The sequence below is a fragment of the Bradyrhizobium sp. BR14999 genome, from assembly GCF_056106085.1.
Window position 1 is genome coordinate 1,126,472 of sequence record NZ_CM148536.1, and the last position, 22,478, is coordinate 1,148,949.

23 protein-coding genes and 1 tRNA gene are annotated in these 22,478 nt (G+C 64.2%); 9 read left to right on the forward strand and 15 right to left on the reverse strand.

All coding sequences use genetic code 11. The features are described 5' to 3' along the window. Positions 1-77: 77 nt before the first annotated feature. The 10 genes from ACR9YP_RS05295 to ACR9YP_RS05340 form a co-directional block, all read right to left on the reverse strand. Positions 78-2,552 carry a DNA translocase FtsK gene (locus tag ACR9YP_RS05295; RefSeq protein WP_438103692.1) on the reverse strand — a complete coding sequence of 825 codons (2,475 nt, stop codon included), beginning with the start codon at positions 2,550-2,552 and terminating at the stop codon, positions 78-80. A gap of 9 nt (positions 2,553-2,561) precedes the next feature. Then, on the reverse strand, positions 2,562-3,776 hold the full coding sequence (locus ACR9YP_RS05300) for an aminotransferase class I/II-fold pyridoxal phosphate-dependent enzyme (RefSeq protein WP_474219148.1): 1,215 nt from the start codon (positions 3,774-3,776) through the stop codon (positions 2,562-2,564). Between the two features lie 346 nt (positions 3,777-4,122). Beyond that, complete coding sequence (locus ACR9YP_RS05305; RefSeq protein WP_438103691.1) at positions 4,123-4,527, reverse strand: GFA family protein; 405 nt, start codon at positions 4,525-4,527, stop codon at positions 4,123-4,125. 202 nt (positions 4,528-4,729) lie between these two features. Then, a complete protein-coding gene (locus tag ACR9YP_RS05310) occupies positions 4,730-6,178 on the reverse strand; it encodes an ammonium transporter (RefSeq protein WP_091882666.1) in 1,449 nt (482 codons plus the stop codon). Positions 6,179-6,216: 38 nt separating this feature from the next. After that, positions 6,217-6,555, reverse strand: a complete 339-nt coding sequence (locus ACR9YP_RS05315; protein ID WP_008142813.1) for a P-II family nitrogen regulator — start codon at positions 6,553-6,555, stop codon at positions 6,217-6,219. A gap of 427 nt (positions 6,556-6,982) precedes the next feature. Beyond that, entirely contained in the window at positions 6,983-7,585 is a 603-nt protein-coding gene (locus tag ACR9YP_RS05320) for an ATP-dependent Clp protease proteolytic subunit (protein ID WP_370989097.1), read from the reverse strand. Positions 7,586-7,626: 41 nt separating this feature from the next. After that, positions 7,627-7,983, reverse strand: a complete 357-nt coding sequence (locus ACR9YP_RS05325; RefSeq protein WP_128944575.1) for an SRPBCC family protein — start codon at positions 7,981-7,983, stop codon at positions 7,627-7,629. Further along, the gene (locus ACR9YP_RS05330; RefSeq protein ID WP_018646000.1) at positions 7,980-8,294 is read right to left on the reverse strand and encodes an ArsR/SmtB family transcription factor; all 315 of its coding nucleotides are present in this window, start codon (positions 8,292-8,294) and stop codon (positions 7,980-7,982) included. The genes ACR9YP_RS05325 and ACR9YP_RS05330 overlap by 4 nt, the downstream gene beginning before the upstream one ends. A gap of 42 nt (positions 8,295-8,336) precedes the next feature. Then, positions 8,337-9,629: an ammonium transporter gene (locus ACR9YP_RS05335; protein ID WP_438103689.1), complete on the reverse strand. Its 1,293-nt coding sequence runs from the start codon at positions 9,627-9,629 to the stop codon at positions 8,337-8,339. Positions 9,630-9,710: 81 nt separating this feature from the next. Further along, the gene (locus ACR9YP_RS05340) at positions 9,711-10,049 is read right to left on the reverse strand and encodes a P-II family nitrogen regulator (RefSeq protein ID WP_028176997.1); all 339 of its coding nucleotides are present in this window, start codon (positions 10,047-10,049) and stop codon (positions 9,711-9,713) included. A gap of 236 nt (positions 10,050-10,285) precedes the next feature. Between ACR9YP_RS05340 and ACR9YP_RS05345 the strand changes: the two genes are divergently transcribed. Continuing rightward, positions 10,286-11,191, forward strand: a complete 906-nt coding sequence (locus ACR9YP_RS05345) for a DUF4339 domain-containing protein (protein WP_438103688.1) — start codon at positions 10,286-10,288, stop codon at positions 11,189-11,191. 4 nt (positions 11,192-11,195) lie between these two features. Here ACR9YP_RS05345 and tesB read toward each other — a convergent pair whose 3' ends face one another. Continuing rightward, positions 11,196-12,059, reverse strand: a complete 864-nt coding sequence (gene tesB, locus ACR9YP_RS05350; RefSeq protein WP_438103687.1) for an acyl-CoA thioesterase II — start codon at positions 12,057-12,059, stop codon at positions 11,196-11,198. A 136-nt stretch (positions 12,060-12,195) separates the two neighbouring features. On the opposite strand from tesB, the gene ACR9YP_RS05355 reads away from it, so the two are divergent. After that, on the forward strand, positions 12,196-13,416 hold the full coding sequence (locus ACR9YP_RS05355; protein WP_438103686.1) for a ubiquinone biosynthesis hydroxylase: 1,221 nt from the start codon (positions 12,196-12,198) through the stop codon (positions 13,414-13,416). A 230-nt stretch (positions 13,417-13,646) separates the two neighbouring features. On the opposite strand, the gene ACR9YP_RS05360 is transcribed toward ACR9YP_RS05355, so the two are convergent. Further along, the gene (locus ACR9YP_RS05360; RefSeq protein WP_028133418.1) at positions 13,647-13,844 is read right to left on the reverse strand and encodes a Trm112 family protein; all 198 of its coding nucleotides are present in this window, start codon (positions 13,842-13,844) and stop codon (positions 13,647-13,649) included. A 124-nt stretch (positions 13,845-13,968) separates the two neighbouring features. Then, positions 13,969-14,499, reverse strand: a complete 531-nt coding sequence (locus ACR9YP_RS05365) for a TetR/AcrR family transcriptional regulator (protein WP_474219150.1) — start codon at positions 14,497-14,499, stop codon at positions 13,969-13,971. A gap of 106 nt (positions 14,500-14,605) precedes the next feature. Here ACR9YP_RS05365 and ACR9YP_RS05370 point away from each other — a divergent pair, with 106 nt between their 5' ends. From ACR9YP_RS05370 to ACR9YP_RS05395, 6 genes are all read left to right on the forward strand, one after another. Next, entirely contained in the window at positions 14,606-14,956 is a 351-nt protein-coding gene (locus ACR9YP_RS05370) for a hypothetical protein (protein WP_474219152.1), read from the forward strand. Positions 14,957-14,987: 31 nt separating this feature from the next. Then, entirely contained in the window at positions 14,988-15,797 is an 810-nt protein-coding gene (locus ACR9YP_RS05375) for a crotonase/enoyl-CoA hydratase family protein (protein WP_474219153.1), read from the forward strand. Continuing rightward, the gene (locus tag ACR9YP_RS05380) at positions 15,788-16,600 is read left to right on the forward strand and encodes an SDR family oxidoreductase (protein ID WP_438103683.1); all 813 of its coding nucleotides are present in this window, start codon (positions 15,788-15,790) and stop codon (positions 16,598-16,600) included. The genes ACR9YP_RS05375 and ACR9YP_RS05380 overlap by 10 nt, the downstream gene beginning before the upstream one ends. Positions 16,601-16,819: 219 nt before the next feature. After that, on the forward strand, positions 16,820-17,098 hold the full coding sequence (locus ACR9YP_RS05385) for a PepSY domain-containing protein (RefSeq protein WP_091882699.1): 279 nt from the start codon (positions 16,820-16,822) through the stop codon (positions 17,096-17,098). Between the two features lie 49 nt (positions 17,099-17,147). Further along, positions 17,148-17,738, forward strand: a complete 591-nt coding sequence (locus tag ACR9YP_RS05390; RefSeq protein ID WP_370989098.1) for a cytochrome b/b6 domain-containing protein — start codon at positions 17,148-17,150, stop codon at positions 17,736-17,738. A gap of 201 nt (positions 17,739-17,939) precedes the next feature. Then, the gene (locus ACR9YP_RS05395; protein WP_438103682.1) at positions 17,940-20,441 is read left to right on the forward strand and encodes an EAL domain-containing protein; all 2,502 of its coding nucleotides are present in this window, start codon (positions 17,940-17,942) and stop codon (positions 20,439-20,441) included. A gap of 12 nt (positions 20,442-20,453) precedes the next feature. Here ACR9YP_RS05395 and ACR9YP_RS05400 read toward each other — a convergent pair whose 3' ends face one another. Both ACR9YP_RS05400 and trxA read right to left on the reverse strand, forming a co-directional pair. Then, entirely contained in the window at positions 20,454-21,131 is a 678-nt protein-coding gene (locus ACR9YP_RS05400; protein WP_474219156.1) for an LON peptidase substrate-binding domain-containing protein, read from the reverse strand. 32 nt (positions 21,132-21,163) lie between these two features. Further along, positions 21,164-22,087 carry a thioredoxin gene (gene trxA / locus ACR9YP_RS05405; protein WP_438103681.1) on the reverse strand — a complete coding sequence of 308 codons (924 nt, stop codon included), beginning with the start codon at positions 22,085-22,087 and terminating at the stop codon, positions 21,164-21,166. A 272-nt stretch (positions 22,088-22,359) separates the two neighbouring features. On the opposite strand from trxA, the gene ACR9YP_RS05410 reads away from it, so the two are divergent. Further along, positions 22,360-22,434, forward strand: a tRNA-Gly gene (locus ACR9YP_RS05410). Positions 22,435-22,478 lie beyond the last annotated feature (44 nt).

Below are 22,478 nucleotides of genomic sequence, written 5' to 3' on the forward strand. Positions count from 1 at the left end.
CTGGGCGCCTTTTAGCGTGATTTCGGGCAAAAGCAGATATCGATTTTGCGTGAAATGATGTGTTGAGGCTCCTCGCCTCACATATGGCTGTCTTCTTCCTCGACCAGAATCTCGCGCTTGCCGGCGTGGTTGGCGGGCCCGACGATGCCTTCCAGTTCCATGCGCTCCATCAGCGATGCGGCGCGGTTATAGCCGATTTGCAGGCGGCGCTGGATGTAGCTGGTTGAAGCCTTGCGGTCGCGTTTGACGATGGCAACGGCCTGCGCGAACAAATCGCCGCCGCCGTCGGCACCCATGCCTGTCGCGTCGAACACCGCGCCGTCCTCGTCCTCGGTGGGCTCTTCGGCCGTGACCGCTTCGAGATATTCGGGCTGGCCCTGCGTCTTGAGGTGACGCACCACCTTCTCGACCTCCTCGTCGGAGGCAAAAGGTCCGTGCACGCGGCTGATGCGGCCGCCGCCGGCCATGTAGAGCATGTCGCCCTGGCCGAGCAGCTGCTCGGCGCCCATCTCGCCGAGAATGGTGCGACTGTCGATCTTGGACGTCACCTGGAAGGCGATGCGGGTCGGGAAGTTCGCCTTGATGGTGCCGGTGATGACGTCGACCGACGGCCGCTGCGTGGCGAGGATCACGTGCAGGCCGGCTGCGCGCGCCATCTGCGCCAGACGCTGCACCGCGCCTTCGATGTCCTTGCCGGCGACCATCATCAGGTCCGCCATTTCGTCGACGATGATGACGATGTAGGGCAGCGGGTCGAGCGAGAGCTTCTCTTCCTCGTAGATCGCCTTGCCGGTCTCCTTGTCGAAGCCGGTATGCACCGTGCGCGTCGGCTCCTCGCCCTTGGCCTTCAGTTCGAGCAGTCGCGTGTTGTAGCCGTCGATGTTGCGCACACCGAGCTTGGCCATGTTCTTGTAGCGCTCTTCCATCTCGCGCACGGCCCATTTCAGCGCGACCACCGCCTTCTTCGGATCGGTCACAACAGGCGTGAGCAGATGGGGGATGCCGTCATAGACGGAGAGTTCGAGCATCTTCGGATCGACCATGATCAGCCGGCACTGGTCGGGGCGCAGCCGATAGACCAGGCTGAGGATCATGGTGTTGATGGCGACCGATTTGCCGGAGCCCGTGGTGCCGGCGATCAGCATGTGCGGCGTGCGCGCGAGGTCGATGATCACGGGGTCGCCGCCGATGGTCTTGCCGAGGCAGAGCGGCAGCTTTGCCACCGTGTCGGTCGCCTCTTTCGCCACCAGCAGTTCGCGCAGGTAAACTTTTTCGCGATGCGCGTTCGGCAGCTCGATGCCGATCGCGTTGCGGCCGGGCACGACGGCGACGCGTGCCGACAGCGCGCTCATCGAGCGAGCGATGTCGTCGGCAAGCCCGATCACGCGCGACGACTTGATGCCGGGCGCCGGCTCCAGCTCGTACAGCGTGACCACGGGACCCGGATTGGCCTTCACGATCTCGCCGCGCACGCCGAAATCCTGGAGCACGCCTTCGAGCGAACGGGAATTGGTCTCCAGCTCGGCCTTGCTGAGCGGCTGGCGGTCGCCGGCCTTTGGTGCGGCCAGCATGGAGACGGACGGAAGATCGAACTTGTCGGAGGATTTCTTCGCAGAACTCTTCGGCGCGGCCTTCTTGCGCGGCGCGCGCGCGGCAGGCTCCTCCTCTTCCTCTTCCTCCTCCTCTTCTTCGTACTCGTCCTCGTGCTCCTCGTCTTCGGACTGCGGTGAGATCGAGGGCGCGGCGCGTCCGCCGCCGAGATTGGGCTCCTGACGGCTGAACTGAGCGGCCTTGGTCTTCGGCCCGCTCGAGACCAGCGAGCGGTAAGCGGCACCGAAGAGCCAGATCAGTCGCGCTTTGGTGCTCATCAAGGCGTGGAACAGCCAGCCCAGCGACACCGAACCGCGATCGCTCTCCTCGTCTTCGTCGAGCGGTTTGTCGTCATCCTCGATCTCCGCGAGCTCGTCGTCATGCTCGCGTGCGCCGAGACCGCAGGCGATCAGGAATGTCACGGCCATCGCGGCGAACAGGATCGTGCCCAGCACAATGCGATAGATCGTGCCGGCAGGCCCGAAGATCACGGCGGGCGCGCGCACCAGGGCATCGCCGACGACACCGCCGAGGCCGGTCGGCAGCGGCCAGGCGCCGCCATGTGGCCAGCAGCTGACAAAGCCCGCGGCGATCACCGTGCAGAGAATCCATGAGCCGAGCCGCAGCGCTTCGCGGTCGAACGGGCGATGCGTCATCATGCGCCAGCCCCAGACCGCGACGGTCAGGACCAGCATGATCGCGCCAAGGCCGAGGATCTGCATCGAGAGGTCGGCACCGATCGCACCGGCATAGCCGAGGATGTTGCGGATCGGCCGTGAGGTGGCGTGGCTGAGGCTGGGATCCTGCACCGACCAGGTCATCAGCGCCGCCGAGGCGACGCCCGCCAGCGCGATCAGGCCGAGGCCGGTCAGCTCGCGCAGGCGTCGCGCCAGCCCCTCTCGGATCGAGGGCGGCAGATGGCCGACCAGTGGAATGACACGTTCGATTGCCGACATGCTCATGGGCCCCGCCTAACCCAGAGTCTCGACCAGGCGGTGCAGCGCTTGCGCCGTGGTCTCGCCATCCTGCACCAGCGCGAGGCGAATATAGCCCGCGCCGGGATTGAAGCCGTCAGGCTGGAGCCGCGCCAGATAGCTGCCGGGCACCACGCGCACGCCTGCTTCCTTGAAGAGTCTCAGCGTCACCGACACGTCGTCGCCGAGCGCGGACGTGTTGAGCCAGACGCAGAAGCCGGCATCGGGCCGGCGATAGCCGTAACGATTGCCGATGATCTGGTCGGCGAGATCGAACTTGATCCGGTAGAGCCTGCGGTTCTCCTCGACATGCGCCTCGTCGCCGTAAGCAACGGTCGCGACATGCTGGAGCGGTACCGGCACCTGCGGCGCGGCGATGTTGCGCAGCTCGAGGAAGATGCCGATGAATTTCTTGTCGCCGGCGGCGAAGCCGACGCGCAGGCCGGGCAGGTTGGAGCGCTTCGACAGCGACTGGAACGCAACCACGCGGGTGAAATCGGGGCCGGCGCATTCGAGCGCGCTGCCCGGTGCCTCGCGGGTGTAGATCTCGGAATAGCACTCGTCGCTGAGGATCACGAAGCCGTAGCGGTCGGCGAGCTGCTTCAACCGCTTGAAATAATCGGGCTTGGCGACCGAGCCTTGCGGATTGGCGGGCGAGGCCAGATAGAACGCCACGGTGCGCGCCAGCGTCGCTTCGTCGATGGCGTCGAGATCGGGCAGGAAGCCGTTTTCGACGGTGGTCGGCAGATAGACCGGCTCGCAGGCCGCGGCGCGAGCGCCGGCGCCATAGACCGGATAGAACGGGTTCGGCATCAGGATGGCAGGCTTGCCGGGGCGCGGGCCGACATAGCGCGCCGCCGCGAGCGCGGCGAGGAACAGCCCCTCGCGGCTGCCATTGAGGACGAGAATCTCGTTCTCGGGGTCGAGCGGCCGCGGCAGCTTGAAGCGCGATGACAGCCAGGCGCCCGCCGCGTTGCGGAAGGGGTCGGTGCCCTTGTTCGCCGGGTAACGGCCGAACTCGGCGATGTGCTTGGCCAGCACCGGGCCCACGAAGTCAGGCACGGGATGCTGGGGCTCGCCGACTGCAAGCGTAATCAAGGGCTTACCCGGTTGATGCGGGCCCAAGAGCTCGTTCAGCCGGACGAAGGGCGAGCGTTCGCTGTCGGAGCTTCCACTGGCCTGCGGCGCACGGGATGAAGCGGTCATGACCATTCTGGGCGCCAGCACTCTTGGAACAGCCGGTCGCACCAAGGCGCCGGCGGGAAGCGGTTCAGTTCACCATAGATAGGGCGAGGTTAAGACGCGATTAACCATCGGCCGCCGCCCCCGTCCAGAGCGGGAATAATGAGGCCGGATAACAACGGGATGCATGACTACAGGGCGGGGCTGGTTCTTCCACCTCTCCCGCTTGCGGGAGAGGTCGCGCCGAAGGCGCGGGTGAGGGTTCTCTCCAAATAGGGACTGTCCCGATGTTGAGACATCCTCTCCCATGGCCGATGCTTCGGCGTTCCTCGTAAGAAAGGCGGCCATAGGCCGCCTCTGCCTCGTCATTGCGGCTTCAGCGCCCCGGCAGCTTCTCGAATGCCGGCATACCTGACGGGACCGCGTGAAACTCCTGCTTGTCGCAGGTGTAGATCGCCATCTGCGGATGGAACTGGCCGGGCTCGTCCAGCGTGCCGACCTTTACGACCGCGGCCGGCAGGCCTGGAACCTTGGTCACCAGATGGGTACCGCATTCGGCGCAGAATTCGCGCGTGACGGCGCGTGCGAGGTCCTTGCGCGTGAACTGCTTGGGTTGGCCGCTGATGTAGCTGAAGCCGGCCGCCGGCATTGCGATGAAGGTGTTGGGCGCGCCGCCGGTGATGTACTGGCATTCGCGGCAATGACACTGGGCCTGCATCATCGGATCACCTTCGGCCTTGTAGCGCACTGCGCCGCAATAGCATCCGCCTTCCAAACGCATGACGACCTCCCGATTGTTGTTCTTGAGGTCGATATTTCTGCGCCGGCGGTGCGCAATGGCAATGTTTTTCTTCGACCCTCCGACCAAAAGAAAGGGGCTCCAGCTTGCGCTGGAGCCCCTCAACGGTCGGGGCATTGCCGGGTATGTGCCCAAACCGTAGGTCTGGCCGCGATCCCCGAGGAGATCGCGGCCGGGAGGAGAGTTACATATTGTAAGCGCGCTCGGTGTGCTCGGTGATGTCGAGGCCTTCACGCTCGCTCTCGACATTGGTGCGAAGGCCAACGATCACATCGACGACCTTGTAGAGGATCGCCGAACCGATGCCCGACCACACCAGCGTGGTGCAGACGCCCCAGAGCTGGGCGATCATCTGCGTGGCGAAGTCGTAATCGGCAACCTTGGGCGGGATCGCGGTGTAGTCCATGATGCCGGCACCACCGAGCGCCGGGTTGACCAGGATGCCGGTGCCGAGCGCGCCGACGATGCCGCCGATGCAGTGCACGCCGAACACGTCGAGAGAGTCGTCATAGCCCAGCGCGTTCTTCACGACGGTGCAGAAGAACAGGCAGACCACGCCGACCACGAGGCCGAGGACGATCGCACCCATGACGCCGGAGAAGCCGGCGGCAGGCGTGACGGCCACGAGACCTGCGACAGCGCCGGAGATGACGCCGAGCACCGACGGATGGCCCTTGATGATCCACTCCGCGAACATCCACGACAGCGCGGCGGCAGCGGTGGCGACGAAGGAGTTGGTCATGGCGAGCGCAGCGCCGCCGTTGGCTTCCAGGTTGGAGCCGGCGTTGAAGCCGAACCAGCCGACCCAGAGCAGCGAGGCGCCGATCATCGACATGGTCAGCGAGTGCGGAGCCATCAGCTCCTTGCCGTAGCCGACGCGCTTGCCGATCAGGAGAGCGCCGACGAGACCCGCGATACCGGCGTTGATATGCACCACGGTGCCGCCCGCGAAGTCGATGGCGCCCTTCTTGAAGATCCAGCCGGCGTCGGCGTTGATCTCGTCGAGCTTGGCCTGCGCCGCGGTCTTGGCTGCCGCATCACCCGCCGCAGCGAGCGCCTTGGCCGCATCCTGGATCATGTCCGGGCCGGGCCAGTACCAGACCATGTGCGCGATCGGGAAGTAGATCAGCGTGACCCAGAGCGGGATGAACAGAGCGATCGCCGAGAACTTCATGCGCTCGGCAAAGGCGCCGACGATGAGGGCGGGCGTGATCGCCGCGAAGGTCATCTGGAAGCACACGTAGATGAGCTCCGAGATGTTGGCGTCGACTGAGAAGGTCGCCGCCTTCGAATCGGTGGTGACGCCCATCATGAAGGCCTTCGAGAAGCCGCCGATGAAGTCGGAGCCGCCGGTGAAGGCGAGGCTGTAGCCGTACACGGCCCAGATCACGGTGACGACGCAGACGGTGTAGAACACCTGCATCAGGACCGAGAGCATGTTCTTGGAACGGACGAGACCGCCGTAGAACAGTGCGAGGCCGGGGATCGTCATCAGCAGCACCAGCACTGTCGATGTCAGCATCCAGGCGTTGTCTCCCTTGTTGACCGTTGGCTCGGCATAGGCTGCGGTCGCAGCGAACAGGCCGACTGCGAGAGCCGCCAGTCCCGCGCCATAGGGACGCTTAAACGTCATTGTATTCACTCCTGATTGGATAAAGGTTGAGCGCGAAATCAAAGGGCCGCGGCGTCGGCCTCGCCGGTGCGGATGCGCACCGCATGGTCGAGGTTGATGACGAAGATCTTGCCGTCGCCGATCTGGCCGGTTTTCGCGGCGGACGTGATGGCGTCGATGGTCTTGTCGACCTGGTCGGAGGCGACAGCGACCTCGATCTTGATCTTGGGCAGGAAGCTCACGGCATATTCGGCGCCGCGGTAGATTTCCGTATGGCCCTTCTGGCGGCCATATCCCTTGACTTCCGTCACCGTGAGACCGTGAACGCCGATGGCGGTCAGGGCGTCACGGACTTCTTCCAGCTTGAATGGCTTGATAATCGCCATAACGATTTTCATGGGTCCTATCCCCGCTTGGCCCGGTCCGGACATGGCCGGGCGTTCTCGACTGGTTCGCCACGAGGGAGAAGTTCACTACGCGGGCTCAGCCGAGACCCGTAGAATCAAATGCCGTGCCAGATCAGGCGCGTTGCCTAACGGATTATGAAAACGCGTGTTTTCGCGTCTAACGCGCATTGCCGTGCGGTGCGATATTACGTCGCGCTCAAAACGTGGTCACGCCTGCTCAAAACGCAGGCAGGACAGGCTGCCGACACAATGTTGCCCATGTGCCGGGCAGTCAAAAGGTATTTTGATACGGGAGGGGACTTGAGAAATATAGAGACCACTGCGCCCGCTGCTTACGGGATACGCTCATCGCGGCGGTCGCGGGTCGAGCAGACGAGCACTCGCCGAGGGGATCCCGCTGAGGGCCGCTGTCGCGCCATCAGATGGCGTCGCGCTCAGCAAAAACCCGGTCGACCAATCCCCATTCGACTCCCTGCTGCGCGGTCATGAAGTGGTCGCGGTCCAGGGTCCGTTCCACCTCCTCTTCAGTCCGTCCGCAATGCTGCGCATAGAGCCTGATGATGCGCCGCTTGGTTTCCTGCATTTCGTTGGCGTGGATCAGGATGTCTGACGCCTGGCCTTGGAAGCCGCCGAGCGGCTGATGCACGTGAAGGCTCGCATTGGGCAGCGCGGCGCGGTGACCGGGTTCGCCGGCCATCAGCAGGAACGAACCCATGGAGCGCGCAGTGCCCATGCACAGCGTATGAACCGGCGCCTTGATGAACTGCATTGTGTCGTACATCGCGAGCCCGCTGGTAACCACGCCGCCATAGGAATTGATGTAGAGATTGATCGGCCGGCTCGGATTCTCCGCCTCCAGGAATAGCAGCTGCGCGCAAACCAGCCCGGACATCGCATCATTGACCTCGCCGTTGAGGAAGATGATGCGTTCGCGCAGCAGCCGCGAGTAGATGTCGAAGGATCGTTCACCGCGAGCGGATTGTTCGACGACCATAGGGACGAGCTGAAGCATGTCGCGCATCGGCGACCTCCATGTCTGCAGGTGATGACGTCGTGTTGTTGCTAGGCCGCCGCGCGCATCAGGCAGCAATTGCTATTGGCCGGCTGCGGCAGCCTTGTTCGCTCGTCGCAGGCTTGCTGGATAATGCGAAAGCGGGTGCCGCCGTCTTCGTTCGGCTCGATCCGGAAGATGACGTGGCTCTCGCGAAATGGCGGTTTGGAATCGCGAAGCCGGTAGCGCACCTCTTCACCTGCGATCGTTGATTCCGGCTCGGCGCCGGCAAGGTCGCAATCCGGCAGCCAGCGCTCGCGCAATGCAGGAATGGTCACGGCGCGCCAGACTTTTGCCGGCGGTGCATCGAAATCATATTCGAGCACGAGGGCTTCGTCGGGACGATCAGGCTTGACGGTGTCGCTCATTGATCCATGTCCTTCAGGAGGTCAGCGAGTGCTTCCATGCGCTTCGGCCAATAGGCGCGGTAGCGCGCAAGCCATGCCCCGATGGCGACAATTCCGTCCGGGTCGACTTCGTAATTCACAAAGCGGCCCTGCCGCTGTTCGCGCACGAGGCCTGCCGCGCGCAGCACCGAAAGATGCTGCGACATCGCAGGTTGGCTGATCTCCAATCCGTCGCGCAAGGCGCTGGCATTCAGGCTTCCGCCAGCGAGCTTTTCAAAGACCTTGCGGCGCGTCGGGTCGGCCAGCGCCTTGAAGATGTCGGCTTCGATCATAACAACACATAAGCATGTACTTATGTGTTGCACAAGCCCCTGTTACTGAAGCGCCTCGCCATGCTGCGAGATGTCGAGCCCCTCGAGTTCGTGCTCACGGGATACGCGCAAGGGCACGAACAGGCCGACCAGCTTGAGCAGGACGAAGCTCACCCCTGCCGACCACACGAAGGTGACGGCGACGCCATAGAGCTGGATCAACACTTGCTGCGGGTGGCCCTCGATCAGGCCGGCGGTGCCGCCGATGGCGCTGGTTGCGAACACGCCGCCGAGCAGGGTGCCGGTCAGGCCGCCGACGCCGTGGACGCCGAACACGTCGAGCGAATCGTCATAGTTAAAGCGGTGCTTCAGCCATGTGCAGGCCCAGTAGCAAACCGCACCGGCAATGATGCCGATGACGATGCCATGCCAGGGCGCCACGAACCCGGAGGCCGGTGTGATGGTGCCGAGGCCTGCGACCGCGCCGGAGATCATGCCGAGCACCGAGGGCTTGCGCCGCGTCGACCATTCGATCGCGCCCCATGTCAGGGCGCCGGCGCAAGCGGCGAGATGCGTTGCAATGATCGCCATCACCGCGCGCGAATTGGCCGCGCCGGCCGAGCCGCCGTTGAAGCCGAACCAGCCGACCCACAACAGGCCGGTGCCCATCACCGCGAGCGAGAGATCGAACGGCGAAAGATTCTCGGTGCCGTAGCCGTGACGGCGCCCCATCACCTTCGCGGCGACGAGGCCGCCGGTGCCGGCGGACAAATGCACCACGAGGCCGCCGGCGAAATCCAAAACGCCCGTGCTGGCGAGGAAACCGCCGCCCCACACCCAATGCGCCAGCGGAATGTAGACGAAGATGAACCAGGCGACGGAGAACAAGAGATAGGCGGAGAACCGCATGCGATCGGCGACCGAGCCTGCGACCAGCGCCACCGTGATGATCGCAAACGTCATCTGGTACAGCATGAACAGCGATTCCGGGATCGTCTTGGCCGCCGGGTTGACGCTGTCCATGGTCATGCCCGCGAGGAACCAGCGGTCGAGCGTGCCGATCCACGGGCCGTCGCCGACGAAGCACAGCGAATAGCCGAACGCGACCCAGAGAATCGAAATCAGCGTCACCGCGGCGAGGCTCTGCGCCATGGTGGCAAGCACGTTCTTCTTGCGCACCATGCCGGAGTAGAACAGCGCAAGTCCGGGGATCGTCATCATCAGCACCAGCGCGGTGGCGACGATCATCCAGGCAGTGTCGGCGGTGTTGATCTCGGCGCCCGCGGCGTACGCGGGCGAGGCAATAAATCCGATCAGCGCAGCCATAGCAGCTGCGCGGCGCAAATATCCCGCCATGTCGTTCCCCCCGGCATTAACTGACGTCGCACGCTGTGGCGTCGTTGCCCGGTGCAATCGAAGAAGACGTATTAGATTAGATCAGAGCGCGTCGCTGTCGGTTTCGCCGGTGCGGATACGCAGCGCGTGGTCGATCGGCGTGACGAAGATCTTGCCGTCGCCGATCTGGCCGGTGCGCGCGGTCGCGGTGATCACGCTGACCGCCTTGTCGGCAACGTCGGACGCGACCGCGATCTCGATGCGTAGCTTGGGCAGGAAGTTCACGACATATTCGGCGCCGCGATAAATCTCGGTGTGGCCCTTCTGGCGGCCATAGCCCTTCACCTCGGTCACGGTCATGCCGTGGACGCCGATCGCCGTCAGGGCCTGGCGGACCTCATCGAGCTTGAAGGGTTTGATGATCGCGACGACGAGTTTCATGGCAGGCCTATTCCCCGGGATGCGCCGCGCCGTATGTCCCCGGCGCTGCGTCAATCTGGCATCTTTCCGGGCAAATGGCACAAAAAAGTTGCAGATTGAAGCGGAAAAACAGTTTGGCCATGTGAACGGCCGCCTCTGTACAGGGCAGCCGTCCATCCTTCACAATGCATTTTCGGCATGGATCGGGTGAACCTGCCGGTCCCGGGCGGTACATAAGTATTTTGGGGGGACGCTACATGGCGAGTTGGTTCTACGCATCCGAGGGCAAGCAGCAGGGGCCCTTTCCGGAGGGGCAATTTCGCGATCTCATCGCCCAAGGCGTCGTGCGCCCGGACACGCTGGTCTGGACCGAAGGCATGGCCGGCTGGCAGAAGGCCGCCGAAATCCCCGGCTTGATCGGAGGCGGCGGCGCGCCGCCGATGATGCCGGCCGGCGGCCCGCCGATGATGGGTGCCGGTGCGTATGCCAGCGCCAGCGCCGGCGGCTATGGTGGCGTAGGTGGAGGATCGCTGGCGGTCGATTTTGGCATCCTCGAGTTCACCTGGCGCAGCATCGTCTTGCTGATCGGAATGATCTTCGTCCTGCCGGCGCCGTGGGTGTTCGTCTGGTACACGCAATGGATCGTGTCCTGCGTGAAGGTCCCGGGTCGTCCGAATCTCAGCTTCACCGGCAATGCGATGACGTTGGTGCCCTGGTATTTCGGCTTCATCGTCCTGGCGATCGCCATCTCCTTCATCGGAAGCCAGCTGCTCAGCAACCTGCTGTTCATCGTGCAGATCGTCCTCTACTGGCTGCTGATCAAATGGATGGTCGCGAACCTCGCCTCCAACGGGCAGCCGCTGGGCCTGAGCTTCACCGGCTCGATCTGGGCCTATATCGGCTGGAGCCTGCTGTTCGCGATCTCGATCATCACCATCATCGGCTGGGCCTGGGTCGCCGCGGCGCAGATGCGCTGGTTCTGCCGCAGCGTCGAAGGCACACGGCGCGAAATCGTGTTCAAGGGCAGCGGACTTGAGATCTTGTGGCGCGGAATCGTGGCCGCGATCCTGTGCAGCTTCATCATCCCGATCCCGTGGGTGTATCGCTGGATCATGAATTGGTTTGCGTCGCAGACCGAACTCGCTCCGCGCGGCTCGCTCTAAGCGATCACGCCCTCCGCTCGCGCACGGAGCCTTCCTGCGCGACGGAGGCGACCAGCGTGCCGTCGGGCTTGAAGATCGAGCCGCGGGTCAAGCCGCGGCCGCCTTGTGCGCTCGGCGAATCCTGGGCGTAGAGCAGCCATTCGTCGGCGCGGAACGGGCGGTGAAACCACATGGCATGGTCGAGGCTCGCCGGCATCATGCGCTTGTCGAACAGCGTGCGTCCATAGCGGGCCATGATCGCGTCCAGCAGCGAGAAGTCCGAGGCGTAGGCGAGCGCGCACATGTGCAGCGCCGGATCGTCCGGCAGCTTCGCGGCGGTCTTGATCCAGACGTGAATGCGGCCGTCGTCGATCTTCTGGCCGAAATAACGACCGAGCTCGACCGGGCGCAGCTCGATCGGACGATCGGATTCGTAGTAGCGGCGGATGAACTCCGGCATCTCCTTGAACATCGGCTGCTTCGCCACCTCCTCCGCCGTGAGCTTTTCCGGTGGCGGGACGTCCGGCATCTTGTCCTGATGGTCGAACGCGCTCTCCTCCTCGGCGTGGAACGACACCATGATCGAGAAGATCGCATTGCCGTGCTGGATCGCGGTGACGCGGCGCGTCGAATAGCTCTTGCCGTCGCGCAGGCGCTCGACCTGGTAGATGATCGGGATCTGCGGGTCGCCCGGCAGGATGAAATAGCAATGCAGCGAATGCGGCAGCCGGCCCTCGACGGTGCGGCAGGCCGCCACCATCGCCTGCCCGATCACCTGGCCGCCGAACACCCGCTGCCAGCTCGTCTTTGGGCTGTTGCCGCGGAACAGGTTCACCTCGAGCTGTTCGAGGTCGAGGATCGAAATGAGGTCGATCAGGCTTTTGGACATGCGTGAGCTTTCTTGCCGTCATTTCCGGATTGAAGCTCCGGAATGACATTCGGGCCGTTCCGCCCTTGTTTCACCGCACTGTTTCGCCCACCTCAAGTCTGCTAGCAAGTCCAGGAATTGGCCGGGAAAGTCGGGTATGTCGGTACAGGGTAGCATTGTCATTGGCGGCGGCGCGTTTGCAGGGCTGGCGCTGGCGCTGGCGCTGCGCCAGGGGCTCGGGCCCGAGATTCCCGTCATCGTCGCCGATCCCACGCTCAGCATGCGTCCGAGCCGCGACCCGCGCGCCACCGCGATCGTGGCCGCCTGCCGCCGCCTGTTCGAGGCGATCGACGCCTGGGACGATGTCCGGGGCGAGGCGCAGCCGATCCTGGATATGGTCGTCACCGATTCCAAGCTGGAGGACGCTACGCGCCCGGTGTTCCTGAATTTCGCCGGCGATGTCGCGCCGGGCGAGCCCTTCGCCCATATGGTCGAGAACCGCCGCCTGATCGATGCGCTGGTGGGGCGCGCCGAGGCCGAGGGCATCGATCTCCGCGCCACCACTGTCGCGTCCTACGACGCGCGTTCCGAGGGCATCGACGTGACGCTCGGCGATGGCAGCGTGATCGCGGCGAGCCTGCTGGTCGCCGCCGATGGCGCCAGATCCAAGCTGCGTGAGCGCGCCGGCATCGCCACCCACGGCTGGGAGTACGATCAGTCCGGCATCGTCGTTACCGTCGGCCACGAGCGCGATCACGAGGGCCGCGCCGAAGAGCACTTTCTGCCCGCCGGCCCATTCGCGATTCTGCCGCTATCCGGTAAGCGGTCGTCGCTGGTGTGGACCGAGCGCCGCAGCGAGGCCGCGCGCATCATCGCGCTCAGTGACGAGGAGTTCCACGCTGAACTCGAGCAGCGCTTTGGCTTGCATCTCGGCGAGGTCAAGGCGCTCGACAAGCCGCGCGCATTCCCACTGTCCTATTTCGTCGCGCGCTCCTTCATCGCCGAGCGCCTGGCGCTGGTCGGCGATGCCGCCCATGTCATCCATCCGATCGCGGGCCAGGGCCTCAACATGGGACTGAAGGATGTCGCCGCGCTGGCCGAGGTCGTCGTCGATGCCGCACGGCTCGGCATGGATCTCGGCGGCGCCGACGTGCTGGACCGTTACCAGCGCTGGCGCCGGTTCGACACCATGGCGATGGGCGTTGCCACCAACTCGCTGAACTTCCTGTTCTCCAACCAGTCGACGCTGCTGCGCACGGTGCGCGACATCGGCCTCGGCCTCGTCGACCGCGCTCCGCCGCTGAAGAATCTCTTCATCCGCCAGGCGGCTGGTTTGACTGGTGAAGTGCCGCGCTTGTTGAAGGGCGAGGCGCTGTAGGCAGACGTTTCAAGAGCGCTCGCGCCCCGCTCTCTCCTCGTCGTCCCGGACAAGCGCGCTCTCAAGCGCGCGCAGATCCGGGACCCATACGCCGCAGCAATCGTTTTGCGAAGGCTCGGGGTTACCAGCATCGCGCCAAACCTCTCCCTGTGGTTATGGGTCCCGGCTTTCGCCGGGACGACAGGGTGTGGCGTGGGCATCGCTCCAAAGGACGAACGGGCTACAAAACGTCAATCGATCTTGCGCGCCTCTTCCGGCAGCATGATCGGGATGCCGTCGCGGATCGGATAAGCGAGCTTGGCGCTGCGCGAGATCAGCTCCTGCCGCGCGGCGTCGAACTCCAGCGGGCCCTTGGTCAGCGGGCAGACCAGAATCTCCAGCAGTTTCGGATCGACGCTGGCTTCGGGACGTTCGGTGGGCGCGTTCATTGATGGTCTCCGGCAGTCGGCTGCCTCTAGCACAGAAATTCGCATCCGCCCATCGCGGCTGCCAAAGCGTTTTCCAGCGAAGTGGGTACCGGTTCGCGGAACGAAAACGCGTCAAAATAAGAATCTACGCGGAGACCATCGTTAAGACCTCGTCGAGCAGGGCCTGGAGCCGTGCTGCCGGCACCGGCGTGCCCGACAGGGCAAAGCCGAGAAATGTCCAGTACAGGATCTGGGCCCGGGCCTGCGCGGTTGCCGGGGTGAGCCCGCGTTTTTCCAGCAGCCCTTCGATATAGTCGAGCCTGCGGTGGTCGATCGCGCGCACTGCCCCTTGCGCCGCCGCATCGAAGGCCGCCCAATTGCGTACCGCGCGTTCGAGGTCGAGCCGCGCGCCGAACGACCTGCGCAGCAACGCCTTCAATGGCTCGTCGCTGGCGGCCTCGACGTCGGCAATGATCTGCTCCGCCGCGATCTCGCGCCAGCGCTTCAGCACGGCGGCCTGGAATGCTGCGAGATCGGCGAAATGCCAATAGAAGCTGCCGCGCGACACGCCCATGGCCTTGGCGAGCGGATCGGCTTTCAGCGCCGTAAAACCGCTTCTGGCGAGCGCCTTGAGCCCCCCCTTGATCCAGTCGTCGGCGGAGAGCTGTTCGGTCATGTCGGGTTCCCAGGGTCTGACCATACACTAGTGTATTGACGGGCGGCAGGCCAGCGCCTACCTTTCCATACAGTGTTGTATGGACGAAATAGGCGAGAGTCCGCCGATGCGTGATCTGCTGCTGCAATGTGCCGGCGCCGCCGGAATCGTGGTCGCCCTGATCCATGGCGTGCTGGGCGAAACCAAGGTGTTCGCCAAAGCGACCATCGCCCCGGAAAGCCTGCGCACGCTGATCCGGTTGGTCTGGCAGGCCGGTACGGTAGCCTGGATCGGCGGCGGCGTGCTCCTGCTTGCGGCACCAATGTTGGGATCGGACAGCGCGCGGCACTGGATCGTGGCGACGATCGTCGCCGTCTACGGCTTTGCGGCCGTCGCCAACGCCTGGTGGTCGCGCGGCCGCGGCTTTGGCTGGAAGGCTCTCGCCACCGTGGTCGCGCTGGCGGTCGCCGGATACTGAACCTGCCGATGCAGGCCAAAGGAGAAACACGATGACCGATCGTGTCCGTCTGACCATCGACGATGCCGTGGCCCATGTTCGGCTGAACCGTCCGGACAAGATGAATGCGCTCGACCCCGCGATGTTCAAGGCGGTCATCGAGGTCGGCACGCAGCTTGGTGCGCGCAAGGACATCCGCGCCGTCGTTCTCTCCGGCGAAGGGCGCGCATTCTGCGCAGGCCTCGATCTGGACCGCCTTCTCGCCACGGCGAAGGGCGAACCGTTGCTCCCGTCCGTGGACCTGACGCGGCGAACCCACGGCATCGCGAACTATGCCCAGCGCCTCGTCTGGCTCTGGCGCGAGCTGCCGGTGCCCGTGGTTGCAGCGGTGCACGGCGTTGCCTTCGGCGGCGGCTTCCAGCTCGCGCTCGGTGCCGACATGCGCTATCTCGCACCCGATACGAAGCTCGCGGTCATCGAGACGAAATGGGGGCTGGTGCCTGATATGTGCGGCACGCAATTGATGCGTCATCTCGCGCGCGAGGATGTGGTGCGTGAGCTGACCTATACCGGGCGCGTTTTTTCGGCCGACGAAGCGCTTGCCTATGGCTTTGCGACGCGACTCGTCGATGACCCCGTGGCCGCCGCGCTGGTAACGGCGCGTGACATTGCGGGCCGCAGCCCCGGTGCGATCCGTGCCGCCAAGCGACTGCTCAACCTGTCCGCAACTTGCGACGCGGCGGTCGGTCTCGCCGCGGAGACCGCCGAACAGGCGGCGTTGCTCGGCTCCGTCAATCATGTCGAAGCGGTCAGGAGCAATCTCGAACATCGCGCACCGAGACGGAGCCTCGCATGGCGCTGACACTCGTCACCGGAGGCACAGGTCATCTCGGCAGGGATATCGTCGATCGCCTGGTTCGCGACGGACGTCGCGTCCGGGTGTTTGCGCGATCGCCGGGCATGCGATCGGGCGTCGAGTGGGCTGCAGGCGATCTCGCCACAGGCGCAGGGTTGCGGGAAGCGCTGCATGACGTCGATACGGTCATCAATGCGGCGACCTGTTCGCCGATCGCGCGGCGCGGCGGCATTCGTCCGATCGATTTCTTCAGATCGCCCTCCGCCGTGGACGTCGAGGGAACGGAGCGGCTGCTGTCGCTCTGCGGGGACGCCGAGGTGCAGCACGTCCTGCATGTCTCGATCGTCGGTCTCGACCAGGCGACCCTGCCCTACGCGCGGGTCAAGCTCGCCGGCGAACGGCTGGTGCGTGCGTCAGCTCTGTCCTGGTCCATCGTTCGCGCGATGCCGTTCTATTACCTGCTCGACAGGTTGCTCTCGAGCCTCGCCTGGCTTCCGGTGTGGCCGGTGCCAACGACGCTGTTCAATCCTGTCGATACGTCGGATGTCGCCGATCACGTTCTGACTTGCGCGTTCGACGGGCAGCGCGGCGTGCGTGCGGAGATCGGCGGCCCCGAAGATCTCGATCTCGTTGCGTTCGCCCGCCAATACCAGGATGCAAGGAGACTGCATCGGAAAATCCTGCCGATCGGCCTGTCCGAGGCGAAGGCGCGTGGCATGGGCTTTGTCGTCAGCCAGGGTGTGCGCGGACGTCTCCGCTGGACGGACTGGCTGCAGCGCAACGATCCGGGAATGCGGAGCGCGGCCTAGCGCAACTGGCGAGGCCAGCAGTTCATCCGGCCCGTGAGGCGTAAGGCCGCAGCGGCGCTTCAAATGCGCGCGCCGCATACGGAGAGCGCTGATCTTTTGACGACCGTTAGAATGAATCTAAGATTGGTCACCCCCGAACCGGATTGACTTCACCTTCACCTTTGCTTCCTTCGGCTGCGCTTCGCGCTGAGCACACAGCGCACAGAGAAGGAGACGTTCGTGAAGGTCATTCGTGTTGTTGCCATTGCGCTGACGATCGGGATTGGTATGGGATCGGCGGCCATGGCCGACGGTTTCAAGGACTGCACCAAGCTCGACAAGGCGTCGTGGAAGCCGGCCAGCGAAGCCGAAGCCAAGGCCAAGGCGCTGGGCTACGAGGTGCGGCGCTCCAAGATCGAAGGCTCGTGCTATGAGGTCTACGGCGTCAAGGAAGGCAAGCTCTACGAGCTGTTCTACAGCCCCGAAGACCTCAGCCTGAAGCACACGATTGCCAAGTAAGCTGAGCAAGTAAACTGCGGCAAGTGAGCCCCAAAGCGAAACGGGCTTGATGGAAGAAGCGGCGCGACAAACGCGCGGGGCGTCCGACAGGACCCCCGCGAATCGAATCGTTTCGCGGACGGTCGCGGTCTGGGATCTCCCGCTGCGCCTCTGGCACTGGCTTCTTGCGATCTCAGTTCTGATGGCGTGGTTCACGCCGACCGTCTATCACGGCCTTCACCGCATCGTCGGCTATGCGGTCATCGGCCTCCTCGTCTTTCGTCTGCTCTGGGGCTTGATGGGAAGCCGCTATTCGCGCTTCCGGATGGTCGGCGTCAGGCTGCGCGCCGCACCACACTATCTCTGGAATCTGCGCCGCGGCATCACGGGTCGCTATATCGGGCTCAACCCCGCCGGCACCTTGATGCTGGTGGCGCTGCTGGTCTCGCTGGCGGTGTCGACGATCACGGGCGCGATGTCGGTGACCGTCACCTTTTTCGGCGTCTGGTGGGTCGAGGATACCCACCACTATTCGTCGGACGCGGTCATCGTCCTGGTCGTGCTGCACGTGCTCGGCGTGCTGCTGATGGGGATTCTCCAGCGCGAGAACCTGATCCGCGCGATGTTCACCGGACGCAAGCACATTCGCAATCGCCTCTAGGATTACGTTGCCGGTCGTTGCAAGCGTTGTTCCCTCAGCTTGGGCGCGATTGCGGTAAGACATGCGCAATGCGCGGCAAAATCGAATTGCGCCCGAAGCATTAACGCGTTGGTAAGCATGCAATCAGGCGTTGCACAAAATTAACGCGAACGACGTTTAGCCCGACCACCATCGACACTATTGGCGATGGAGCGATATTGGATGTTCCGCGTTTTGTCTTGCCTTACCGTCGAGCATGATTTCCGGCTCGTCGTGCTTGCTGGCCTGGTCTGCTTCGTCGCGAGCATTGTTGCAGTCAGTATCTTCCATCGTGCGATCGCGGCGCGCGCAAGAACGCGGCTGATCTGGATCGCGATTGCCGGCGCCGCCATCGGATACGGAATCTGGGCGACGCATTTCGTCGCCATGCTCGCCTACGAGCCCGGCGTTACGACCGGCTACGGAATCGTGCTGACGGCACTTTCGCTTGCGACGGCAATGCTTCTGACCTCGGGGGGCTTCGGCGTTGCGGTCGGCGATTCCGGCCGGTGGCGCGCGGCGGCCGGCGGCGTCATCATCGGCGGCGGCATTGCCAGCATGCATTATCTCGGAATGTGGGCACTCGAAGTGCCGGGTCGCGTCGCCTGGTCGCTGGACCTCGTCTTCGTCTCGATCATTCTGGGCATGTGCCTCGGCTATGCCGCCCTGGCCGTCGCGATCAGGTATCAGAACTACCGGGGTACGCTCGCAGCGGCGGTCCTGCTGACACTCGCCATCGTATCGCACCACTTCACGGCCATGGGCGCCGTGCAGATCACGCCGGATCCAACGCGTGCGACGGGCGCCCTGTCGCTTTCTCCGGCTGTGCTCGCGCTTGCTATCGCCGGTGTGGCGCTATCTGTGCTGGGCATGAGCCTGATCGGCGTGCTGGCCGATCGTCGCCTGGCAAGCAGAACCGCCAAGTTCGAGGAGATCATCAGCCAGCTTTCGGACGCCCGGCAGCAGCTCGAAGACTCGCAGCAGGAACTACAGGACCAGACGGTCCGGCTGGACACGGCGATCAACCACATGGTCGAGGGCCTTTGCATGTTCGATGCCGAAAAGCGGCTTGTCGTCTGCAACGAGCGTTATGCCCGACTGTATCGGTTGCCGCCGGAACTGCTGCGGACGGGGACATTGCACACCGACATCATCAGGCATCGTATTGTGAAGGGAATCCTCAAGGGCGATTCCAGCGAGGGTGCTGCCGAGCAATTCATCTCGAAATTGGCGGCCCTGCCGTTCGATGCAGTCTCGAGCAGGATCGACGAGTTTGCGGATGGTCGGCTGATCCGCGTGACGCGGCAGCCGATGGCCGGTGGCGGATGGGTGGCCACGCATCTCGATGTGACCGAGCAACGCCGGTCCGAGGCCAAGATCACACATATGGCGCAGCACGACGCGCTGACCGATCTGCCAAATCGCGTGCTGCTCAGGGAACGGATGGAGCATGCCATTGCGGTTACGCGCAACGGCGGCCTCGATCTGGCCGTGCTCATGCTCGACCTCGATCGCTTCAAGGAAGTCAACGACACGCTTGGACATCCGGCGGGCGATTCCCTGCTGCGCGCCGTCGCTGCGCGTCTGCGCGAATGCACCACGGAAACCGCGTTGATTGCCCGACTGGGCGGCGACGAGTTCGCGGTGATCGACTACGTGACCAACCCGGCCCTGGAGGCCGCCGCTCTTGCCGAGAACATCAGAAAGGCGCTTTGCGAACCCTTCGATCTCGGCGATCACCGGGTCACGGTGGGCACCAGCATCGGCATTGCCATCGCGCCGCGCGATGGCAATGATTCCGACGTGATCATGAAGAGTGCGGATCTCGCGCTCTACTCGGCCAAGAGTGGCGGACGTGGTGCATTCCGTTTCTTCGAGCCGGAGCTCGACGAGCTCATGCATGCGCGACGCAATCTGGAGCGCGACATGCGGGATGCGCTTGCCGGCCGTCAATTCGAGCTTCACTACCAGCCGTTCGTCAGCACTGCCACCGGCAAGACCATCGGCTTCGAGGCCTTGCTACGTTGGCATCACCCGCAGCGAGGCCTGGTCCTGCCGAGCGAATTCATTCCGCTTGCGGAGGAAACCGGCTTGATCGTGCCGCTGGGAGAATGGGTCTTGCGGACCGCCTGCGCGGAAGCTGCCAAATGGCCTGCCTATGTCAGGATCGCAGTCAACCTGTCTCCCGCTCAATTCAGGAGCACGGAGCTTGTTCCGGTCGTTGTCGGCGCGCTGGCGAGTTCAGGAATTGCGCCGCACAGGCTCGAGCTCGAGGTCACCGAGACCGTGATCATGCATGACAGCGAAGCTGTTTTTGCAGTCCTCGCTCAGCTGCGCGAGCTCGGCGTGCGAATCGCCCTGGACGATTTCGGCACTGGTTATTCATCGCTGAGCTTTCTGCAAAGATTCCCGTTCGACAAGGTCAAGATCGACCGCAGTTTTGTGGGCGAACTATCCAGCGCGAGGGCAGAGGCGCACCATCTCGCGCGAGCAGTGGTTCGTTTCGCCGTCAGCCTCGGCAAGACGACGACCGCCGAAGGCGTCGAAACGAAGGCGCAGCTGGATATCCTCCGCGAAGAGGGGTGCGCCGAAACGCAAGGCTACTATTTCAGCCGGCCGATGCCTGCATCCGACGTCGCTACAATGCTGCGGGAAGGTTCCGGAGCGGCCATCCGCGCTGCGTGAGGATTCAGGCCGTCACTGCAGCGGTGGATCGCCGCTGGTGCGCTTCTTGGCGAGGTCCATCTCGGTGACCGCGATCAGGATCTCGGCGCGGGTCTTCAAGTCGGGCGCCTCTAGCATGGCCTGCTTCTCAGCGGGTCCATAGGGCGACATCATTGCCAGCGCGTTGACCAGCGCCTCGTTGGGGGCGCTCTCGACGCCCTCCCAATCGACCTTGAGGTTGTTGGCCTTCAGGAAGTCCGCCAGCACCGCCAGCAGCGCTTCGCGATCGACCTGGTCCTCGCCCATGCGCGCGGTGAAATCGTCGATGAAGGCGAAGAAATCCACCTTGCACTGCCGGTAGGCGGTCAGCACGTCGAGCTCCTCGACCACCTTGAAGCGCGAGACGCCGGTGAGCTCGAGGATGTAGCGGCCATCGCCGGATTCTGCGAGCTGGGTGATGCGGCCGACGCAGCCGACGCGGAATAGCGCCGGCTTGTCGGAATCCTTCGGCGAGTGCGCCACATCGGGCTGGATCATGCCGATCAGACGATGGCCGTCGCGGAAGGCATCGTCGACCATCGAAAGGTAACGCGGCTCGAAGATGTTCAGCGGCATCTGGCCGCGGGGCAGCAGCAGCGCGCCCGGCAGCGGAAATACCGGAATGATCTCCGGAAGGTCGGCGGGCCCGCGATATTCGATGTTGATCGGCATCTGCCCGGTCCCCCTGGCGTTGCCAGCACGTCCTACGAAAACAGGATCGTCGACAAACGCTTGCGTCCCTCGACGGTTGCATCATCCGTGCCGCCCCAGGCCTCGAAGAACTGCACCAGCTGCTTGCGGGCGCCGTCGTCGTTCCACTTGCGGTCGCGCTTGATGATCTCGAGCAACTGCTCGGTGGCGGCCGCGCGGTTGCCTTGCGCGTTGAGCGCGGTGGCGAGATCGAATCGTGCCTGATGATCGAGCGGGTTTGCGGCGACTTTCTGTTCCAGCTCGGCCACCGGCCCCAGCGCTTCCGCCTGCTCGGCGAGGTCGATCGTGGTCTGCACGGCTTTCACAGCGGGATCGTTGCGCTTGGATTCCGGCACCATGGCCAGCGTCTGCTTGGCCTGCTCCATCGCGCCGGACACCGCGTAACACTTCGCAAGGCCCGCAAGCGCCGCGATGTTGGTCGAATCATGCTGGAGCGCCTCGGCATAGATCTGCGCGGCCGCAGCCGTGTCGCCCTCGGCGAGCACGGCCTCGGCCTCCTGCACGATCTCGGCGACGTTGACCTCGCCCGGCGCGGTCATGCCCTTGGTCAGCTTTTCGATGAAGGCGTTGAGCTGGCTCTCCGGTACCGCGCCCATGAAGCCGTCGGCCGGCTGGCCGTTGACGAAGGCGATCACGGCCGGGATCGACTGGATGCCCATCTGGCCCGGAATCGCCGGGTGCTGGTCGATGTTCATCTTGACCAGCTTGACCTTACCCTTGGCCGCCTTGACCGCCTTTTCCAGGACCGGGGTGAGCTGCTTGCACGGGCCGCACCACTCCGCCCAGAAATCGATCAGCACCGGCTGGCGCTTCGATTCCTCGATGACGTCCTTCACGAAGGTCTGGGTGGTGGTGTCCTTGATCAGATCGGCGGCGGCCGGGCCCGCCGCTCCGTTACCCTGGTCGATGATCGTCACGGGATCCCCTCGTCATGTCTGGAATGGCGGCTGTTTAGCACGTCGTCGATGTAGATGCGCGTCGTCGGCTCCTAAATTGGGCCGGGACGGCCGAATTTCAATCCATTGCGGCCGATTCGCCGGTTCCGGGGCAGTTTCGGGCGATTTGGTCGCATTCAGGGTCCATATGGGGCCTCCGATTGCGAATCTATGCCGCCGGTAGCTGTTGCATTCCCCTCCCGCTTTTGGCATACGACAGCCGTTGCCGGCGCGTCACGCGACCGACACAGGATGCGGGTGTAGCTCAGTGGTAGAGCACGACCTTGCCAAGGTCGGGGTCGAGGGTTCGAGCCCCTTCGCCCGCTCCAATTTTTCCCAGAGCATCCAGCCAAACCGGGTCGGGCCGTGGTTT

Coding starts and splice junctions, on each gene's coding strand:
- ACR9YP_RS05295 (WP_438103692.1), bottom strand. CDS start 2,552: ATGAGCATGTCGGCAATCGAACGTGTCATTCCACTGGTCGGCCATCTG.
- ACR9YP_RS05300 (WP_474219148.1), bottom strand. CDS start 3,776: ATGGTCATGACCGCTTCATCCCGTGCGCCGCAGGCCAGTGGAAGCTCC.
- ACR9YP_RS05305 (WP_438103691.1), bottom strand. CDS start 4,527: ATGCGTTTGGAAGGCGGATGCTATTGCGGCGCAGTGCGCTACAAGGCC.
- ACR9YP_RS05310 (WP_091882666.1), bottom strand. CDS start 6,178: ATGACGTTTAAGCGTCCCTATGGCGCGGGACTGGCGGCTCTCGCAGTC.
- ACR9YP_RS05315 (WP_008142813.1), bottom strand. CDS start 6,555: ATGAAAATCGTTATGGCGATTATCAAGCCATTCAAGCTGGAAGAAGTC.
- ACR9YP_RS05320 (WP_370989097.1), bottom strand. CDS start 7,585: ATGCGCGACATGCTTCAGCTCGTCCCTATGGTCGTCGAACAATCCGCT.
- ACR9YP_RS05325 (WP_128944575.1), bottom strand. CDS start 7,983: ATGAGCGACACCGTCAAGCCTGATCGTCCCGACGAAGCCCTCGTGCTC.
- ACR9YP_RS05330 (WP_018646000.1), bottom strand. CDS start 8,294: ATGATCGAAGCCGACATCTTCAAGGCGCTGGCCGACCCGACGCGCCGC.
- ACR9YP_RS05335 (WP_438103689.1), bottom strand. CDS start 9,629: ATGGCGGGATATTTGCGCCGCGCAGCTGCTATGGCTGCGCTGATCGGA.
- ACR9YP_RS05340 (WP_028176997.1), bottom strand. CDS start 10,049: ATGAAACTCGTCGTCGCGATCATCAAACCCTTCAAGCTCGATGAGGTC.
- ACR9YP_RS05345 (WP_438103688.1), top strand. CDS start 10,286: ATGGCGAGTTGGTTCTACGCATCCGAGGGCAAGCAGCAGGGGCCCTTT.
- tesB (WP_438103687.1), bottom strand. CDS start 12,059: ATGTCCAAAAGCCTGATCGACCTCATTTCGATCCTCGACCTCGAACAG.
- ACR9YP_RS05355 (WP_438103686.1), top strand. CDS start 12,196: ATGTCGGTACAGGGTAGCATTGTCATTGGCGGCGGCGCGTTTGCAGGG.
- ACR9YP_RS05360 (WP_028133418.1), bottom strand. CDS start 13,844: ATGAACGCGCCCACCGAACGTCCCGAAGCCAGCGTCGATCCGAAACTG.
- ACR9YP_RS05365 (WP_474219150.1), bottom strand. CDS start 14,499: ATGACCGAACAGCTCTCCGCCGACGACTGGATCAAGGGGGGGCTCAAG.
- ACR9YP_RS05370 (WP_474219152.1), top strand. CDS start 14,606: ATGCGTGATCTGCTGCTGCAATGTGCCGGCGCCGCCGGAATCGTGGTC.
- ACR9YP_RS05375 (WP_474219153.1), top strand. CDS start 14,988: ATGACCGATCGTGTCCGTCTGACCATCGACGATGCCGTGGCCCATGTT.
- ACR9YP_RS05380 (WP_438103683.1), top strand. CDS start 15,788: ATGGCGCTGACACTCGTCACCGGAGGCACAGGTCATCTCGGCAGGGAT.
- ACR9YP_RS05390 (WP_370989098.1), top strand. CDS start 17,148: ATGGAAGAAGCGGCGCGACAAACGCGCGGGGCGTCCGACAGGACCCCC.
- ACR9YP_RS05395 (WP_438103682.1), top strand. CDS start 17,940: ATGTTCCGCGTTTTGTCTTGCCTTACCGTCGAGCATGATTTCCGGCTC.
- ACR9YP_RS05400 (WP_474219156.1), bottom strand. CDS start 21,131: ATGCCGATCAACATCGAATATCGCGGGCCCGCCGACCTTCCGGAGATC.